Source organism: Microcoleus sp. AS-A8 (assembly GCA_039962225.1).
Taxonomy (GTDB): Bacteria; Cyanobacteriota; Cyanobacteriia; order Cyanobacteriales; family Coleofasciculaceae; genus Allocoleopsis.
Genome location: JAMPKV010000011.1, coordinates 14,546 through 32,511, shown reverse-complemented (window position 1 = coordinate 32,511; position 17,966 = coordinate 14,546). Strand labels below are relative to the sequence as shown.

16 protein-coding genes and 1 pseudogene are annotated in these 17,966 nt (G+C 49.3%); 9 read left to right on the top strand and 8 right to left on the bottom strand.

Translation table 11 applies throughout. The features are described 5' to 3' along the window. Positions 1 to 5: 5 nt before the first annotated feature. From NDI48_18470 to NDI48_18455, 4 genes are all read left to right on the top strand, one after another. The gene (locus NDI48_18470; GenBank protein MEP0833158.1) at positions 6 to 1,166 is read left to right on the top strand and encodes a PAS domain-containing protein; all 1,161 of its coding nucleotides are present in this window, start codon (positions 6 to 8) and stop codon (positions 1,164 to 1,166) included. A 47-nt stretch (positions 1,167 to 1,213) separates the two neighbouring features. Beyond that, positions 1,214 to 1,744, top strand: a complete 531-nt coding sequence (locus tag NDI48_18465; protein ID MEP0833157.1) for a hypothetical protein — start codon at positions 1,214 to 1,216, stop codon at positions 1,742 to 1,744. A gap of 108 nt (positions 1,745 to 1,852) precedes the next feature. Then, the gene (locus NDI48_18460) at positions 1,853 to 2,563 is read left to right on the top strand and encodes a Crp/Fnr family transcriptional regulator (protein ID MEP0833156.1); all 711 of its coding nucleotides are present in this window, start codon (positions 1,853 to 1,855) and stop codon (positions 2,561 to 2,563) included. 156 nt (positions 2,564 to 2,719) lie between these two features. Beyond that, on the top strand, positions 2,720 to 3,118 hold the full coding sequence (locus NDI48_18455) for a hypothetical protein (GenBank protein ID MEP0833155.1): 399 nt from the start codon (positions 2,720 to 2,722) through the stop codon (positions 3,116 to 3,118). 31 nt (positions 3,119 to 3,149) lie between these two features. On the opposite strand, the gene NDI48_18450 is transcribed toward NDI48_18455, so the two are convergent. From NDI48_18450 to NDI48_18425, 6 genes and pseudogenes are all read right to left on the bottom strand, one after another. Beyond that, the gene (locus tag NDI48_18450) at positions 3,150 to 4,250 is read right to left on the bottom strand and encodes a M24 family metallopeptidase (protein ID MEP0833154.1); all 1,101 of its coding nucleotides are present in this window, start codon (positions 4,248 to 4,250) and stop codon (positions 3,150 to 3,152) included. Positions 4,251 to 4,368: 118 nt separating this feature from the next. After that, positions 4,369 to 4,581: pseudogene (locus NDI48_18445) on the bottom strand (galactose-1-phosphate uridylyltransferase). Continuing rightward, positions 4,496 to 6,478: a glycoside hydrolase family 2 gene (locus NDI48_18440; GenBank protein MEP0833153.1), complete on the bottom strand. Its 1,983-nt coding sequence runs from the start codon at positions 6,476 to 6,478 to the stop codon at positions 4,496 to 4,498. The pseudogene NDI48_18445 and the gene NDI48_18440 overlap by 86 nt, the downstream one beginning before the upstream one ends. Before the next feature lie 329 nt (positions 6,479 to 6,807). Then, positions 6,808 to 8,178, bottom strand: a complete 1,371-nt coding sequence (locus NDI48_18435) for a DUF3370 domain-containing protein (protein MEP0833152.1) — start codon at positions 8,176 to 8,178, stop codon at positions 6,808 to 6,810. 73 nt (positions 8,179 to 8,251) lie between these two features. After that, complete coding sequence (locus NDI48_18430) at positions 8,252 to 8,899, bottom strand: response regulator transcription factor (GenBank protein MEP0833151.1); 648 nt, start codon at positions 8,897 to 8,899, stop codon at positions 8,252 to 8,254. 285 nt (positions 8,900 to 9,184) lie between these two features. Then, positions 9,185 to 9,691: a ferredoxin gene (locus tag NDI48_18425; protein ID MEP0833150.1), complete on the bottom strand. Its 507-nt coding sequence runs from the start codon at positions 9,689 to 9,691 to the stop codon at positions 9,185 to 9,187. Between the two features lie 485 nt (positions 9,692 to 10,176). On the opposite strand from NDI48_18425, the gene groES reads away from it, so the two are divergent. Together groES and groL are read left to right on the top strand one after the other, a co-directional pair. Beyond that, positions 10,177 to 10,488 carry a co-chaperone GroES gene (gene groES, locus NDI48_18420; protein ID MEP0833149.1) on the top strand — a complete coding sequence of 104 codons (312 nt, stop codon included), beginning with the start codon at positions 10,177 to 10,179 and terminating at the stop codon, positions 10,486 to 10,488. Positions 10,489 to 10,594: 106 nt separating this feature from the next. Then, the gene (gene groL / locus NDI48_18415; protein MEP0833148.1) at positions 10,595 to 12,235 is read left to right on the top strand and encodes a chaperonin GroEL; all 1,641 of its coding nucleotides are present in this window, start codon (positions 10,595 to 10,597) and stop codon (positions 12,233 to 12,235) included. Positions 12,236 to 12,421: 186 nt separating this feature from the next. Here groL and NDI48_18410 read toward each other — a convergent pair whose 3' ends face one another. Then, entirely contained in the window at positions 12,422 to 13,429 is a 1,008-nt protein-coding gene (locus NDI48_18410) for a glycoside hydrolase family 5 protein (protein MEP0833147.1), read from the bottom strand. A gap of 534 nt (positions 13,430 to 13,963) precedes the next feature. Beyond that, entirely contained in the window at positions 13,964 to 14,230 is a 267-nt protein-coding gene (locus tag NDI48_18405) for a Precorrin-3B methylase (protein MEP0833146.1), read from the bottom strand. 108 nt (positions 14,231 to 14,338) lie between these two features. Here NDI48_18405 and NDI48_18400 point away from each other — a divergent pair, with 108 nt between their 5' ends. From NDI48_18400 to NDI48_18390, 3 genes are all read left to right on the top strand, one after another. Further along, positions 14,339 to 15,124 carry a DUF3891 family protein gene (locus tag NDI48_18400; protein ID MEP0833145.1) on the top strand — a complete coding sequence of 262 codons (786 nt, stop codon included), beginning with the start codon at positions 14,339 to 14,341 and terminating at the stop codon, positions 15,122 to 15,124. 322 nt (positions 15,125 to 15,446) lie between these two features. Further along, positions 15,447 to 17,306, top strand: coding sequence for a cellulase family glycosylhydrolase (locus tag NDI48_18395; protein MEP0833144.1), 1,860 nt, complete (start codon positions 15,447 to 15,449; stop codon positions 17,304 to 17,306). A 422-nt stretch (positions 17,307 to 17,728) separates the two neighbouring features. Further along, positions 17,729 to 17,941 carry a hypothetical protein gene (locus NDI48_18390; protein MEP0833143.1) on the top strand — a complete coding sequence of 71 codons (213 nt, stop codon included), beginning with the start codon at positions 17,729 to 17,731 and terminating at the stop codon, positions 17,939 to 17,941. Positions 17,942 to 17,966 lie beyond the last annotated feature (25 nt).

Genomic DNA, 17,966 nt, shown 5'->3' with positions numbered 1-17,966 from the left:
ACAACATGAATGCCACTGTCTTTACTCAACAGGTCGAAGCGATGTCTAATCGCTTAGCCAAGCTGTATCAAGGAATTAACACATCCTCTTCACTGCCACCGACTTTACTGCCATCAGCCCTGAAAGAACTCGGTATTGCATCTGAGCGACTTGAGGTAGCTGCCGAGATGCTACAGCAGCAGAATCAACGGTTATTATTGGCTGACCAGACTATGGAAGCCTTGCAGCAGCGCTACCAAGCGTTGTTGGAGTTTATCCCCGATGCTTGCCTGCTCACAGATGCAGCAGGCACGATTCAGGAAGCTAATTCGGCGGCTGCCAAGTTGCTTAACCTCTCGCAATCGTTGCTGATTGGTCGGTCACTAACGTCTTTCGTCACTCATGAAATTCGCCAACAGTTTCAGACCCAGTTGCAGCAACTCCAGCAAAGACAGTGGAAACACAAGTGGCAGGTTCGCTTGCAGCCCTATGAAGGTACGGTGTTTAATGTCACTCTACTTGTAGAGGTCAACTCTGCGGAAGCCAACCAACCGCTGACCCTGCGTTGGCTGTTGCGCCACCCCAGCGATTGCCATGCGGTCGAAGCACCAGAACAGGCAGAGAGCAAGGCCACTGAGGGTTACCCTGTGCACCTCTATCACAAGGGGGAAATCGTGCCTTTAAACCCTCAGGTAATTTGGCAGGTTCGTTCGGGACTGGTGAAGCTCACAACATTTTCTCCTAGCGGTCAAGAGGTGTTAATTGGGTTAGCCGGTCCCTCAGCCCCCTTTAGTTCGACGCTGACTGCCCTGCCACTCTATGAGGCAACAGCCCTCGCCGATACTCAGCTATGGTGCATTCCCTTGAGCGAGTTTGCGAACTCTCCTGAACTCAAGCAGCGCCTTTTACCCCAAATTAGCAAACGACTCAAACAAACGGAATCGCTGCTAGCGGTTTACGGACAAACACGAGTTCCAGACCGCCTGTACAGTTTATTAGAGTTGTTGAAACAGGAAATTGGGCAACCTGTAGCGAATGGTACTCGGCTGAGTGTTCGTCTAACGCATGAAGAGCTTGCCACTGCCTGCTGTACAACCCGAGTCAGCATTACTCGGTTGCTGACTCAACTGCAACTGCAAAAGAAGCTGAGCTTAGACTCCCAGCATCACCTGATTTTGAAGGGATAGGAGAGCAATGAGTTATGGGATGAGACAAGCGTACTTATGGAGAAACTGTGATCAACCAGCGATTGAACACTTACCCGTATTCCATCGATGATGGCAAACCTAAGAAACAGCGCCAAGCTGCCGAGAAACAGCGGAAGCAAGCACAGAGGCAACGCCATCTAGTAACTCAGCAACAGCTTGAATTAGTAGTCAGTTGGGCCGCCGCTGAGGAGCAAAGGCTAATTAACGAAGAACTTCGAGTCAGCGCTGAGGCTGAGCGTCAAGAATCCGAGGAGCAGCGTCGCGTGTCCGAGCAGTTGCGTATCTCTACTGACAATTCGTACCAAGCCGCAGAGCAAGCGCGGCAAGCTGCTGAGAAATCGCGGCAAGCCGCAGAGCAAGCGCGGCAAGCTGCTGAGAAATTGCGGCAGGCAACTGAAGAAGCGCGGGTGGTAGCCGAGATGCTACGACAAGCCGCTGAAGACGTCCGTCAGTCCACCTATGAGCAGCAACTTGTGATCGATGAGATGCGTCAGGCTGTCCAGGAGTTGGAGCGCATGGGCTTGGAGTTGAGACCTAGTGATACATGGCAAAAATAGACTTTTTGCACAAGGGCTGCAATGAGGTTTGGTCCAGCGATTTTTGCGTAGCAAAAATCGCTGGTAAGAGGTCTAATTACGGGTATACGACTTCTAACACTTTTCCACATGGTTACTGAAAACCGCCTGCTTGCCGCCCTGCCCCGTGAGCTATACAAAAAGCTTGCCCCCAACCTGAAGCGAGTCTCGCTGAAACAGGGCACCATACTCCACCATCCGGGCGAGACGATCAAGAATCTCTATTTCCCCATCGATTGCCTGATCTCGATCACAGTCACCATGAATGACGGCTCCACGGCTGAGGCGGGTATGGTCGGCAACCGTGAAGTGGTCGGCGTCAATGCCTTCATGGGCGGAAGGGAGACTACACAGACGGAATACATCATACAAATAGCAGGCAGCGCAATCCAGGTAGAGGCACAGCCGTTGCTGGAGGAGTTCGATCGCAATAAGGATCTGCGTGACGTGCTGCTGCGCTACACACAAGCCCTGATCGCCCAAATCTCGCAGACCACAGGCTGCAACAGCCTCCACGTTTTAGACCAACGCTTGGCACGCTGGCTGCTCGAATCCCAAGACCGCATTAACTCAGATGACCTTAAGCTTACCCAGGAGTTCCTCGGTCACATGCTGGGCGTGCGCCGCGCTGGTGTCACCCAAGCCGCCCAAAAGCTTCAGGAGAAGAATCTGATCCGGTACCACCGAGGCCACGTCCAGATCATCGATCAACAGGGGCTGGAATCTTTTTCCTGCGAGTGTTTCAGGGTTATTAGAGAGGAATATGATCGCTTGCTCGGAGCAAAGGACAGAGATGGCTGACGGGAGCGTTCTCACCTTCACTAGTGCGGCAGAAAGTGAAGCACCAAGCCGAGGCTCCCCATCTGAGTGCGACAGGCTAAGTCTCGTCAGGCTGTAATATCTCTCTTCACCTCAGTCTGCGAGTAACAGTTCTATAGACAAGCAAACGGGGAACTCATGAGCCAGAAAACAGATGCGCCGCCGACAATCCTGATGATCGAACTGGATGACGACACGCGCCCGATGCTGAAGTATAACCTTCACCGCCGAGGCTACTGCGTAGTTGTGGCGCTAGAAGAAGAAGACGCGATCGCCCTAGCGCGTGGTATGGGCGATCGCCCTAACTTGATTTTGATCAACCAGGTCGATCTGCCGATAGACGATGTCTTGAACATGGGGCGGCACATCCGTCAAGGTGCTGAACTCCCTAGCCGCACGCCGATTGTCGTTATGGCTGAGCGGTACGGCGAGGATATGGAAGGTAAGGATGTTAAGGTGGGCGAAAGTGAGTACCTGACTTACCTGGAAGATGGAGAACAGTTGATGAATCTCCTGCACCGCCTTTGCCCTGTCTAAATGCGAATTCTCTTCGTCAGGGTAACAATTATTATCCAACCTCCAAAGGCACAGGACGCAACCGTCCTTCTATCTCAACACTTGGCCAATTGGGATCGAAAGTGAGATTTTCCAACTTTCCATCCTGGAGAATCACAAAAGTATCTTCAACCTTTGCTCCCGGTAAACTTGGATTCCAAGCCATAGGAATGCCCTCGACTAAACTGTCAGTCGTAGTAGGAGTTGCCACAATTTCTCGTGCTAAATATCCTGTTGTGCCTCCCTGGTGATGTTCCTGGATTGCATGGGGAAATCCGTGCTGTTCATAAGCCTGATTTAGGGCGTGATAAACTGCGTCCAGAGATGTTCCAGGTTTGCACAAATTCAGCACTTGGGATTCAATTTCTCGGACGTGGCTGTGCAATTGGGTGTGTTCATCCCCAAGGGCACCAAAACTCACAAAACGGGTAAGATTTGCAAACAAACCATATCCCCTAGCGCAAAATACCATCATCGCGACGCGTCCGATCGCTTCCCCAGTCGCGGTAGCATGACGGTAAAGCGGCAAACGCCTCTCGCCAGCCACCAAAGTCACCGCCGGATGCAACCCTCTTGCCCACAATGCCTCGGCACCTGCACCCGCAAGCTGATATTCTGTCCAGGTCGGTTGAGCTTTTGAGAGTACCTCCGTCATCGCTTCACTCGCCTTACGTCCGACTTCGCGATATCGATCTAGCTCACTTGACATCATTACCCGTTTATGCTGTTGTAGAGACGCGGGTAATCGCTTCTCGATATGAGGGATGGGGCGATCGCTGATCACTTTCCCTTCATTCGTCACCTCTCGCATAAAAGACTCACGCGCCGCAGCCTCAGCCCAAGGGCTAACGTGCAGCTTAAAGTCCGCCGAAAGTTCCTCATCTTCTAAACGCTGGGCTTCAATTTCATCCGTCAATACCCAGGCATCTCGAAGCGTTACCAACACTTCTGCCACTCCGGTTTCAGCCGTGAGCAACACGGTATTGGAAGCGCCAGCCGTTGCCCAAGCAAACCAGTCTGTTCCCTTCAGGCGAACACCTGTGGCTCCAGTTTCAGTTAGGGCATTCCGGATTAACTCCAGTTTGCGGGAGACTTCTTCATTTAATGGATTCATAGCATTTCTTGATTTGGCTGCTACATTTTCGATCCCCCCCTTCAAGAATTAACGATACCGCCCGCAACTCCTTAGCTTTTGCTTGTGGCAGGGCATCATGAGCAAACATTCCAGCTACCAGTGGGTTGTATTCAGGGGACGGCCTAAACGTCCGCCCCTGATGATGACTGGCGTAAGCCATCCATTCACCTGGCAAGGGATGCCAGCGCAGGTGTGGATTGGCCTGAATTGGCTCATGACCAGGACTAGGAGGCTGGATGCCTTCCGCAATGGGGTATCTGCTGTATAGAGTCATTGGACGCCCATCCGGGTTTAACCGCTGGGAATACATTTTCCTCTGGGGACCATTTCGCTTTGCTGCTAGAGAGCATAGCGTCTTCCTCTTCCTCCTCGCCCCTGCCTAGAGTGGCATAGGCGATCGCTTCCAGCGGAAACTTCGGCGTGCGGTCTGCATACAATAGACCATTGGCTTCCTGGTAAGTATCGGTTAACTGGGTGTAACAAAATCCGCTGAACAGTTCGACTTTGTTAACCACGCTGAGTAGCGCTGTATACCGAATTTCCAACTCGGAGACATTCGACGACCGCACATATCCCCAGATCTTATGAGCATCAGGCTCTTCAGGAGCGGCATAAGCAATGCCACCAAACTCCGTGAGCATGATCGGCTGCCCGTTATGAGGATGACCATCAAGGGTGAGAACACGCCCTCCCGGACGTTGGCGATCAAACAAATCTGATAACTTGACTTCTGGCCCATAACGCTTGAACAGCCGAGTTGGCTTATTATCGTAGTCATGGATAGCCAAAATGTCAGTGGCTGCGCTCTCCCAGCCGTCATTGCCGATGACTGGACGAGTCGGGTCTAAAGTTTTGGTCAAATGATAAAGCGCTTGGACGCAGTGCTGATGAGCGTCTGTCGCTGTTAAATCAGGAACGCCCCAGGATTCATTGAACGGCACCCACACCACGATACAGGGGTGGCTGGCATCCCGATTGATCACCTCAGTCCACTCTTTTGTAATTCGTTCCACAGCTTTGGGCGTGAAGCGATAGGCACTTGGCATCTCTTCCCAAACCATCAAGCCCAGCACATCTGCCCAATACAAGAACCGAGGGTCTTCAATTTTTTGGTGCTTGCGGACGCCGTTGAAGCCCATGCTCTTGACTAACTCGACATCGCGCCGCAACGCCTCATCAGAGGGTGCCGTCATCAGGGTGTCGGGCCAGTAGCCTTGGTCTAGAACTAAGCGTAAATAGTAGGGACGCCCATTGAGCATGAAGCGATCGCGCTGAATCGCCACTGTCCGCATTGCTGTATAGGACTTCACTTCATCCAGCAGTTTGCCCTCGTACCACAGTTGAATTTCCGCATCGATTAGGGTTGGCTTCTCAGGACTCCAGAGCAATTCGTTGCGGTAGTCGTCGATACCCGGGTCAGACAGGGCAATGCGTCGGTGAATTTCCCCGTTGATTACCTCGTAGGTATCGTTCACCAGCAAATGACAATGGGCTGTCAGTTTGACCTTCACTTGTAGACCATCGTACTGCTTACCCGCGACAAAGGCTTCAAAGCCAATCTCCCACCGCTCGAAGTGCGGCGTCCAACGGATGCGATCAATATAGGTGGTAGGGACAACCTCAGCCCAAACCGTTTGCCAAATGCCGCTAGTGCGTGGATACCATATACTATGTGGCTCTAGCTGCCAATCCTGCTTACCACGTGGTTTAGCCAGATCGAAGGGGTCATCTTGCGCCCAGACGGTTACCCTCTGTACTCCGTTTTCATTCAACACAGGTGTGATGTCGATGCTGAACGGGGTGTGTCCGCCTTCATGGTCAGCCATAAATTGACCGTTGACCCAAACACGAGCACGATAGTCTACAGCCCCGAAATGGAGTAGCACCCGCTCCTCACCCTTGGGTAAGTCAAATTCGCGCTGATACCAGCAGTTGGGGTGAAAACCCGTGTCGCCGATTCCACTTTTAGCGGATTCTGGAGCAAAGGGAACTTCAATGCTATGAGTCCACTCAGAGATATCACTGGGTTGAACAAATTGCCCAGCGTCGTCAAATAGAAACTTCCACGAACCATTGAGACAAATCCAGTGGTCACGCCGCAACTGTGGACGCGGATATGCGGTATCGGACTGGCAAGAATTACCCCTGGTAGCGGGATCGCAGGCCAATTCATAGCAATTTTCCAGCTGCTTACCCAACGAGTGCATACAGACATCTATCCTAGGTTATATATCTAGAGTACCCACAAGAATCTCGGTTTAACCATTGCCATCGGTTGATTTACAAAACTTTTACAGCTTTATAAAGCTTGTGCTTTACTTCTTTTAGGTTGATCAGGGCACTTCACAATTAACTCTCTGTGGCTCATCACCAAGGGCTAGCCACTTACTCTGTACTAATTTCGTGAAAACCTTACACACACGCAAAAAGAGTGCAGCCGAGCTTCTGCCTACTACTTTTTGTCAACCCTTTGCAGGTTAAATTTTATTAAACGGCGGTTAGGCGATCAAGTCACTCGATGCCCCACACAGATAGGTTATTGTTCTAACGTCCTCACCGTCAAAACCTGCGGTGGAGAAGCGTCTGGAGGATAAAGGAAGTCTACTTGGACTAAACGTTGAGCAGAAGGAGGCATCTTCAGGGTTACTAAGGGTTCCCCTTGTTGACCGCGCCGTTGGATCAAATGTACATAACGATTCTGGGGCAATCCAGTATCTTCAGTATAGCGGACTTGAACAGTACCCCGAAAAAAAACCTGGTTGCTGGGTGGTTCTAAAAAGCGCAACCCTCCCTGAAGTTCATCTTGTTTAATCGGTGTCTGAAGCGCCAGAGTGACGATTTGAGTATTCCGAGTAGGATTCATCAGGGGCAAAGTTAGGCTATATTGCACCCCATAGTTCCCATGAGCAAAGTAAGCCGTATCTGGATAACGTACCAGCATTCTCGCACTCTGGCTTTGACCTGTGCCCAATTTGCCGCCAGGGAGGGTACTCAGCCCGTAGGAAAAGGCTTGTCCAGGCGCGGGGATACTTAAATATTGAGCATGAGGACGATCCACCAACTTGACTTGCCATTGAGAACCTTGAGCCACACCGGCAACACGACCATAGATGATTCGCTCGGTGGTGGCATCAGGAGGCGTCGGAATGCGATCGCGTGGCCCTGCTAGTTCACCTGTATCCAGTAACGTCTGCCATTCTTCCAAGGTAGGAGGACGCTCGTTACCCTGTGCATCAACAGGGGCATAGCGGGCGAGACTGGCAGCGTACACTGACCCGCCACTGTGCAACCGCATCAAGGTGGAACGACCATTCAATGGAGGTTCCAACGTCCGCACAGGAATGGGTAGATTCAGCAACATGCGGCTTTGCCGGGGGGGAATCACCAACCGGGAAGGAAACCCGACTTGCCGTTGTCCACGCAGGATATCATTCATGACACGACTGCCAGGACCGGCATAAACAGTACCCGTAGGATTCTCTACAAAAGACGGCAACTCAATAAACGGCGCATCCGGTTGACTCAAGTAACTTGCCGCTTGCAAGATATCGACATTGACGGACTTACGCCCCGGATTGTACACAATAATCCCCAGATAAAGAGTCCGCAAATCTTCGGGTGTCGGGGGTTTAGCAATATGGTGGGCAAAGATATCAAAGCGTCTCTTAAAAGGAAAATTTAAGTGAGCACTGGGGGTGCTTTTGCCATCAGGGGGAAAGGTGGAGAGTAAAATGCCTTCTTTTTGTACCAGTTCAGGACTGTTGCTATTGAATACCGGGACAGTATCTAGTTTTCCAGGAAGTATTCGCACGGGTTGGGGTTGCACGATTTCTACCTGGGGTGCAGGTGTAGGGATTGGCGTCGAAGCAGCTTGAGTCTGGGTAAAAATGGGCAAAAACGGCAGCATAGATGGATAGCTGTGGGTGACTCGCAAAGACACTACGATACAACACCTGCAATCTTCACACTTGCGGCTGGAGCTAAGCCATGCAACGCTCAATCGCCCAGCGTGCCAATTCCGTGCGGTTATGAAGACCTGTCTTACCCAGCATGTTAGAAACATGACTTTCAATGGTGCGCTGGCTCACATTCATCTGCTCAGCAATTTCTCGATTCGCCATACCCCTGGCTACGAACTGCACCACTTTCAATTCGGTTGGCGTTAACTCAACATCAAAGGGAACCTGAATTGTTGATCCGGCCTCTGCTCCTGTACCAGAATGATGAATCAAACGATTGGCTTGTTTCAGGGAGGATTCCACCTGCGCGACCAATTCTTCCGGTTCAAAGGGCTTCACCATGTAGACATCTGCACCTTTGTTGAGACCCTTGACCTTGTCTTGACTTTGACCCTTGGCGGAAAGAAATAAGACTGGAATCCAGTTGGTGCGAGGGTCTTCCCTAACATGCTCTACGAGGGCATAGCCGTCCATCTCTGGCATCATGACGTCACAAATGATCAAATCAGGCACGTCCTGGTCTAAAACCTCCAGCGCTTCTCGACCATTTTCAGCGGTGATGACTTCATAGCCCCGGAATTCCAGGTAGTCTTTGACTAACAAGATGAGATTGGGGTCGTCATCAATCAGCAATAGTCGCTTGTTATCTCTGACACCGTTATCTTTCATGTTGTGACACTCGTCATGCCGGATTGCTGAGATGGGTAATAACGCCTTCTGTAATGATCCGCAGATTGGTCTAGACGCTACAACCGACTACGACCAACTCGTGCCGGGAGAAACTCTGTTCCCACACTGGCTGAGGCACAGAAGTGGCCTGTAAGGCGATGGAGCTGAGTTTTGTGCCATTGCTGTTCGACCAGCACCCAAGGTGCTAGAAAGCTTTGCTAATCATTATGCTACACCAATGCGAAATTCCTTGGGTATCAAATTGTTCCAGGCTATTTCGTCAATTTACTCAATACTTAAGCCTTTTAACTCCAAACTCTGGGTAGCCGTCATCAGCTGTGGCAAGTTGTTCTGTGACGGGGCGTTCTCTTCGGAACTGCTTGTAGCGGGTGGGACAGGTTCTGGTAAGGGATGAGTCGCAATGGCATATTCTTCGACAACTTTGTTGCCGATGAGATGCTCCTGAATAATCCGTTCGATGACTTCTGGGGTAGCGTTGCGATACCAGACACCGTCCGGATAAACCACCAGAATTGGGCCTACTGCACACACTCGCAGACAGTTAGCTTTGGTGCGGAAGATACAACTGGGTTGAGCTTCGGTTGGTTGGTCAAGGTTTAGCTCTTTCAGGCGATTTTTCAGGTACTCCCAGGATTCTAGACTGATTTGTTTGGCACAGCATTTAGGTTTAGTCTGGTCGGCACACAGAAAAACGTGCCGCTGAATTTGATTGATGCCTAAACTTTGGATATTAGCGGCTAAAGCGTTTTTTGCTAAAACCTCATTGCGGATTGAGAGTTCAGGATTAGATAATTCTGGTGGATTGTGATCAGTTTGGTTCGCTGGCATTTCTACGGAGTTGTTTTCGCGAATGATTTCACTTCAAGACGCCCAAGCGCCGCGACTAATACTCTATCTATTCTCATCCATAGCGTGATTAGCTAGTGTTAAGCCGACGCTTCTAACGTGGCTACCCCTGATGTTATAGGCAATCACAATAGACTTGGGTCACAATCAGTCTTGAACTCTTCACCAATTGAGTATTTTTACTTAGCTTTGGTGGGAATTGCTCGTTACGGCTTCAATACATAGCTTTTTTATAGATTTCTGCCTAAAGCTTTCCAGGCAAGGGTTTGAGTCATCATGAATCGATAAGTTCGGGAACCCGTACAGGAAAGTTTGTTGCGCTCACATACATTAGTTGAGTAAATTAGCACTCAGGAGCTGAGAGTGCTAACTCAGTTCAAAAGAATCTAGATCGGGAGAGATTTATATATATGGCAGCTGTATCTCTAAGTGTTTCCACTGTTAAGCCGTTAGGCGATCGCGTTTTCGTCAAGGTTAGCGCCGCTGAAGAAAAAACCGCTGGGGGCATTTTGTTACCCGATAACGCGAAAGAAAAGCCTCAAGTCGGTGAAATTGTGGCTGTCGGCCCTGGAAAGCGTAACGATGATGGCAGTCGTGGCGAACCTGAAGTGAAAATCGGCGACAAGGTTCTCTATTCTAAGTACGCGGGTACCGACATCAAACTGGGTACAGAAGAGTACGTCTTGCTGTCGGAAAAGGACATCCTTGCCGTCGTTAGTTAATAACGAGAGCAAGTTGTAAAGTTGGCAAGTTGTAAGTGTCAACCTTCAATCTTAAATCTTCAACCTTTAAACCTTCAAACTCTTTACTGACTGAACTCGACATATTATGGCTAAGCGCATCATTTACAACGAAAATGCTCGTCGTGCTCTGGAAAAGGGCATGGATATTCTAGCTGAAGCTGTGGCTGTGACCCTTGGCCCCAAAGGTCGCAACGTTGTGCTAGAGAAGAAATTTGGTGCACCTCAAATCGTGAATGACGGTGTCACCATTGCTAAAGAAATCGAACTGGAAGACCACGTTGAAAATACTGGGGTTTCTCTAATTCGTCAAGCCGCTTCTAAGACCAATGATGCCGCAGGTGATGGCACCACAACAGCAACCGTGCTGGCTCACGCCATGGTCAAAGAAGGCTTGCGTAACGTTGCTGCCGGTGCGAATGCAATCTCTCTCAAGCGTGGGATTGACAAAGCAACGGGTTTCTTGGTAGGCAAAATTGCCGAACATGCCCGTCAGGTTGAAGATTCCAAAGCCATTGCTCAAGTGGGTTCAATCTCTGCCGGTAACGACGATGAAGTCGGCAACATGATTGCCGAAGCCATGGATAAGGTGGGCAAAGAAGGTGTGATTTCCTTGGAAGAAGGGAAGTCTATGACCACCGAACTGGAAATCACCGAAGGGATGCGGTTTGACAAAGGCTACATCTCGCCTTACTTCGCTACCGACATGGAGCGGATGGAAGCCATTTTCGATGAGCCATTCATCCTGATCACCGATAAGAAAATCACCTTGGTACAAGACTTGGTACCTGTGCTAGAGCAAGTGGCTCGTGCCGGTCGTCCTCTGGTGATTATCGCTGAAGATATTGAGAAAGAAGCCCTGGCTACTCTGGTGGTGAACCGCCTGCGGGGTGTGCTGAATGTGGCGGCTGTTAAGGCTCCTGGTTTTGGCGATCGCCGCAAGGCTATGCTAGAAGACATCGCCATTCTCACGGGTGGTCAACTGATCACCGAAGATGCGGGTCTGAAGTTGGACAGCACCAAGCTGGATATGCTGGGCAAGGCACGTCGCATCACCCTCACCAAGGACAACACCACAATTGTGGCTGAGGGGAACGATAAGGAAGTTAAGGCTCGTTGTGAGCAAATCCGCCGTCAAATGGAAGAAACCGATTCTTCCTACGACAAAGAGAAGCTGCAAGAGCGCTTAGCTAAGCTGGCAGGTGGCGTTGCTGTGGTGAAAGTGGGTGCTGCCACGGAAACCGAAATGAAAGACCGTAAGCTGCGCCTGGAAGATGCCATCAACGCAACTAAAGCGGCTGTGGAAGAAGGGATTGTTCCTGGTGGTGGTACAACCTTGGCTCACCTCTCTCCTCAGCTGGAAACTTGGGCGAATGACACCCTGAAAGATGAAGAACTGACGGGTGCTCTGATTGTGGCTCGTTCGTTGGCTGCACCGCTGAAGCGGATTGCTGAGAACGCAGGTCAAAATGGTGCGGTCATTGCTGAGCGCGTTAAGGAGAAGGACTTCAACGTTGGCTTTAATGCCGCAACGAATGAGTTCGTTGACATGTTTGAAGCGGGTATCGTTGACCCTGCTAAGGTGACTCGTTCCGCGCTGCAAAACGCAGCTTCCATCGCTGGTATGGTGTTGACCACCGAGTGTATTGTGGTTGACAAGCCTGAGCCGAAGGAAGGCGCTGGTGCTGGCGCTGGCGGCGGCATGGGCGGCGGCGACTTCGACTATTAATTTCTGGTTGGGTGGGCAAAGCCCACCCACGGGTTACAACAGCTACTTCCTGATGGAGGTGGCTGTTTTTTGTTTTTATTGGGTAAACCTGCTGGCGAATAAGTTCTTTTTTGTCCAAAGTCCTATAGCAGTTCTCAGTTGGAATATTTGCAACTCCTACAAGGATTGCTATACCAGCATTCTGTTCTATCGGAAATTCAAACTCCTTGCCATCTTGAGAATATATTGAGGGCGAACCGAAGTATTTTTGATGCTGTTTGGATCGGTTAGAGATACCTCTTTCCCCCACTTTTCTAAATCCTTAAACAGCCCAGTAGGCGTCATATCCATTTCACGGCAATCTGCATTATGCGGCTCACCTCCCCATTCCCAAGCCATCCATCCTATACCTAAGCGCTGACCCTCTTTCAGAATATGTTTATAGGCAATATTTCCTTTACAGCCCACTTCTTTATGGGCAAATTCTCCAACAATGAAAGGCAGGTTTAAAGCCACAGATTTTTCTAAAGCTGTTGTTATTCTTTGTGTGTTATTATCGCTGTGCCACCAGTGAACTGAAAACATTAAATTGTGGTCAGGGTCTTGCTGTTGCAACCAAGGGCCTGTATTAAGAAGCTGTTCTGCATTCCTGCCCCAACCTGATGCATCGATAAATAAAGGAACACGTATACCTACTGCCCTCATCCGAGTAACTGCTGATTTATAGACTTTTTTGAACTCTTCATCCGAAACATCTGCTCCCGCCTCATTGGCAATATTGACTAACAAATATTTTTCATGACGCTTGATAACACTGGTTGTAGCTGGATTAGTCCAGTAATCGATTACCTCCGGAAGTTTACTCCAATCTCCTGTGGCATCATGAATTTCAATCATCGGAATCATGCCAAGTTTAACGGTTCTCCTGACGATTTCATCAAATTCTTCTGCGGATTTTCCCATCGACCACATGATTCTTACAACATTAGCCCCTGTTTTTTCAATTTCAGGTAGCGTTAAGTTGCCTGTTGGCTCCGCCCATACAGCCATCCTATTTACCCCACGTAAGATAACTTTTTCTCCATTTGGGGTATAAAGATAACGACCCTGGACATAAAATCTTGGAGGGGCTGCATGTAAAGAACATGGAATTAGCAGACCGATTAATAAAAATAGTATAAAAATCAAATTAATTTTCGGGAATTGCTTTATCATCTATTAATCCTTTTTAGAAAAATCTAAATAGTCGGTATTGATGTCAATCTTGATTTGACATAGCTCATCTAAATTTGTAACAACAAAAATTTGATCTGTCATTTTTAAAAAACTAATTCTGGAATTTTTTAATGAAAATTTATAAATTCAATTACAGTAAATAAGAAGAGTGAGTAAGAATACCAAAAAGGGCGCGCTCTGCGCTGACGCTCGTTCGACGAAGTTGTTCCCGTTCCCCGAATGGGTTCGGAGAAGGGTAGGGTAGATTTGAAGAGAGCTTTGCGACCGCCTGGTTGAGTTAGCCCAGAAACGGGGAATCGCTCCGGCTCAAATTGCTATAGCGACTGCTGGACTAGCGATCGCCTTAACCCTGCTTTCTGGTCTTAATAGCACCGGTTCCAAATGAACAAAGAAAGATGATTGTCGGTTATGTTGGTTGTCACCTTAGGACTGTGAAATACTCTAATTAATCTCAAGATTCAAGAGTTTTTCTAAATATTTTGAATAATCAGCGATCGCACTTTCCCCACAATCCTATTTCGACTTTCGTTTCGACTTAGGCGGCGTTCGGTGTGCCCCAAAGTACTTTTCACTGCGATAGCGCAACCACACCCGCAACTGCTGCGGAATCTGGTCTTTTTGTTCTTTCGTCAGCGTATTGTAAAGCGCTAAAGCACGCTCTCGCTCCCCCCGACAGGCAGCGTTATTGTGAGCATCCCAGTAGCTACGGGCAACCCGAATCCGCCGACAGACTTCCTTAATGAGTGCAACTCCCGTGAGGGGATGTTCCTGCTTTGCCATACTTCCATCAGAACGCCCTACCCTAAAATCCTAACCCCTAGAATGAAGGCATTTGCCCTTTCTGCGGTCTAGTGTTTGAACATAAGGATTGTGCAAACAGGGGCAGTCATGTTGTACCGCACCATCGGTGAAAATCGGATTTGTATTACTCAACCTACCCATGCCTGGGTTTCTGGACAAATGGCTCAAGTCTGGGGTAACGAGATGTTTGGCTCGGTTACTCCCTATGAAGCCGTTTGCTTGGGGGCTGAACAACATGACATTGGTTGGCTACCGTGGGAATCGGCTCCCACCCTTAATCCTGACACGGGCTACCCTCACAGTTTCCTGGAAGTCGCACCGGAAGTCCATACAAAACTATGGGCAGGGGCAAAACACCTGGTAATGCCGATGGGGCGGTATGCCGCACTGCTAGTTTCGCTGCATGGAACAGGATTGTATGAACGCTTTACCCACTGGAAAAAGTCACCGGAATCGACAAGAGTTGTCGAAGCCTTTTTGCAGCAGGAGAAAGAATTCCAACGGCATTTGATTAACCAATTAGCTGACGATTCGGCTTATGAATCGTATGTTACGCCAGAAGCGATCGCTCACAATCAACGACTCGTCGCGACCCTAGATGCCTTGTCCTTGGCAATTTGTATGGGCGTAACCGCACCAAAGCAGATTGAGCAAGTTCCATCGGCAACGGGAGAAACAACTTTAACCTTGATACCTATTAATGATGACCCAACTCAGTTGTGGGTAGATCCGTGGTGTTTCCAGTCTGATCCGGTGACAGTGGTGTTTGAGGGACGGACTTTAACCCAGAAAGCCAACGACGAGCAAACCATGCACAAGCAACTTGCGATCGCTCCTTGGGTAACACTCACAGCAACACTTCGCCCCAAATAGAGGCGCGAATCGATCAGGATTTGTTTGCGATCGCCCAGTCTGACGAAACACTATATATTGTCTTTCCAGAGAATTAATTGGCAAGCGCAAATCCACGAAAACCATTGAATTTTCGGAGTAATTAAATAGGCTTGCTATCCTCGAAATAGAATAATATTTTTGCTGTAATCCGACGGCATGATGGGAAACAATACCCGCTAAATGTTGTCAATGTAAGCAGGGTGGCAGACAGCAAAAGCTAAAAACATTTAGCCAGTCATGCGTTGAGTTAACTTCTGTTCTCTCGTTTTGACCCAGTCAACTGCTTCACTTTTCACTAAAAATGTCTAGATTTTCTCTGTACCCAATCTCGCGTGTTGCCCATGTTGCATTAGCGAGTCTACTAACCGCATTCCGCCGCTTGGGAGGTCAACGCCAACGCCCTGTCGCGTCGCGGCAAACAACTCGCTATAGGGCGACAGCCGTCAACCCGCCCCACCGACAACGTCCTAAAAATGGCTCACCCTATCCCCCTAGATCCAGAGGGAACGGTATGAGAACCTATCCAGGACTCATGGGTCTTGGGTTAGCCGTTGTGTTAATGTCCCTGATTGGATTGGGCTGGTCTTCTCCAAGCCGTGTGGATGCGGCCTCTGCGATGACCATTAAGCTACCCCTCTCGACCAGTAGCTCTAAAATCGTCGATGCGTCAGGGCGACCTGTTTTACTCAGAGGTGTGAACTGGTTTGGCATTGAGACCGAGTTACATGCGCCTGACGGTTTGTCGAGCCGAGACTATAAGGAGATGTTGGCGCAGATTAAAAGCTTAGGCTATAACCTGATTCGCCTTCCTTACTCCGTGCAATCTCTGCGATCGCAAGATGTACAGGGTATTAACTACGAATTGGGCAGCAATCAGGAACTTCAGGGGAAATCGCCCCTAGAGGTAATGGATGCTGTAATTCAAGAGTCCAATCGGCTAGGACTATTAGTTCTGTTAGACTCTCACCGACTCAACGACCAACGCATTCCGGAGTTGTGGTACGGTGATGGGTTCACGGAAGCCGACTGGATCGACACCTGGAAGATGTTGGCAACCCGTTACAAAAACTACCCCAACATCATCGGGGCAGACCTGAAAAATGAACCTCATGGTCGCGCTAGCTGGGGTACCAACAATCAAGAAACAGACTGGCGATTGGCAGCCGAACGCGCTGGGAATGCAATTCTCGCCATCAACCCGAATTGGCTGATTGTTGTCGAAGGTGTCGAGAAGAACGTCCCCGGTCAAAAACTAGCCGCTCATTGGATGGGTGCCAATTTAGAGGGCGTCGAGAAATTCCCCGTGCGCTTGTCTAAATCCAATAAGCTGGTTTATTCTCCCCACGAGTATGGCGCTGGTGTCTATAATCAGCCTTGGTTTAACGAACCCAGTTTCCCCAACAATCTGGAAAGCCGTTGGGAAACGGGATGGAACTATATTGCAACCAAAGGCACTGCACCGATTTTGATTGGAGAGTTTGGGGGACGGCAAGTCGATACGAGTTCCAAAGAGGGCATTTGGCAACGCAAACTCGTTGATTACATCCGTCAAAAAGATTTGAGCTTCACTTACTGGAGTTGGAATCCAAACAGTGCGGATACCGGGGGAATCCTGCAAGATGACTGGCAATCTGTTCAGACTGCCAAACAAGAACTGCTCCAAGGACTGGTGGTGGCAAACGGTTTTGGCCCATCTACAACCAGTAATCCCATCATCACCCAAACTCCGACGCCTCAACCGACTTCTAGTCCGGTTGTGACCAATCCTTCTCCCAGTCCTCAACCGAGTTCTAGCCCGGTTGTGACCAATCCTTCTCCCAGTCCGCAACCGACTCAGCCTGTTGTAACAACAGGTCAAGGGCAGCTAAAGGTGTCCTCTAACCTGCAAGCGGATTGGCAAAGTGGATTTTGTATGGGCATGATGGTGACTAATACGGGCAGTACACCGGTTCAGGATTGGCAACTGACCTTCCAAATGAATCAGGCTTCCATTAATAATAGTTGGAATGGTAATTTCCAACCCCAAGGTTCGCAGTATGTCGTCACTCCCTTGGATTGGGGTCGGGTGATTGAACCTGGACAAAGCCGAGATTTAGGATTTTGTGCCAACAAGATTGGGTCTGATTACCAACCTCAGCAATTCTCTGTCTCGCAGCGATAACTTCATTGCTCGCTAGTTAAATGGGGTGATGGGAAGGTGAAGCAATTTACTCTTTTCCTATCACCTCATTACATATATAGCAAAAGGCAGAAGGCAGAAGGCAGACCAGAGCTTTAGTGAGGACAGAGGGCAGAAGGTTTCTTACTGGTACGTGGTCGTTTCAGCAGTTAAATCTGTCCTACCCTTTATGGCGACAGCTATAAAAAAACTAATCTGCACCCCCTAGAGAAGGGAATACTATATAACTCAATAATTATATTAATGTTAATAGAGGTCAGAGTTGTTAAGTGGGATGACACTAAAGCTGTATCAACAAGGGTGAGAAAGCCTATATTCCTTATAGGATAAGCACTTAGCTCCTAAAAATTCAAACCTTCCAAAAGAAGAGAGCTGTAGTCTTTTCGGTTCAGCACTCCTGAGTGATGCACTGTTCGATCTCAATCGGTTTAACGAATGACAGACTGAGCGATCGCAATCCCCAACGCACGAACCAAGGCACTGATAGACCCCAGGCGTATCTGGGTGAGGAAGAATTTATCAAAAGCGATTTTACTCCAGTTCACCCAACAACCTGGAAGCGCGATCGCTCGTCGCCGCTTTTCCGTAACCGCATCAGCTTCCCAGTGAAGATGTGAATCTGCGTCAAGATAGAGTTTTCAC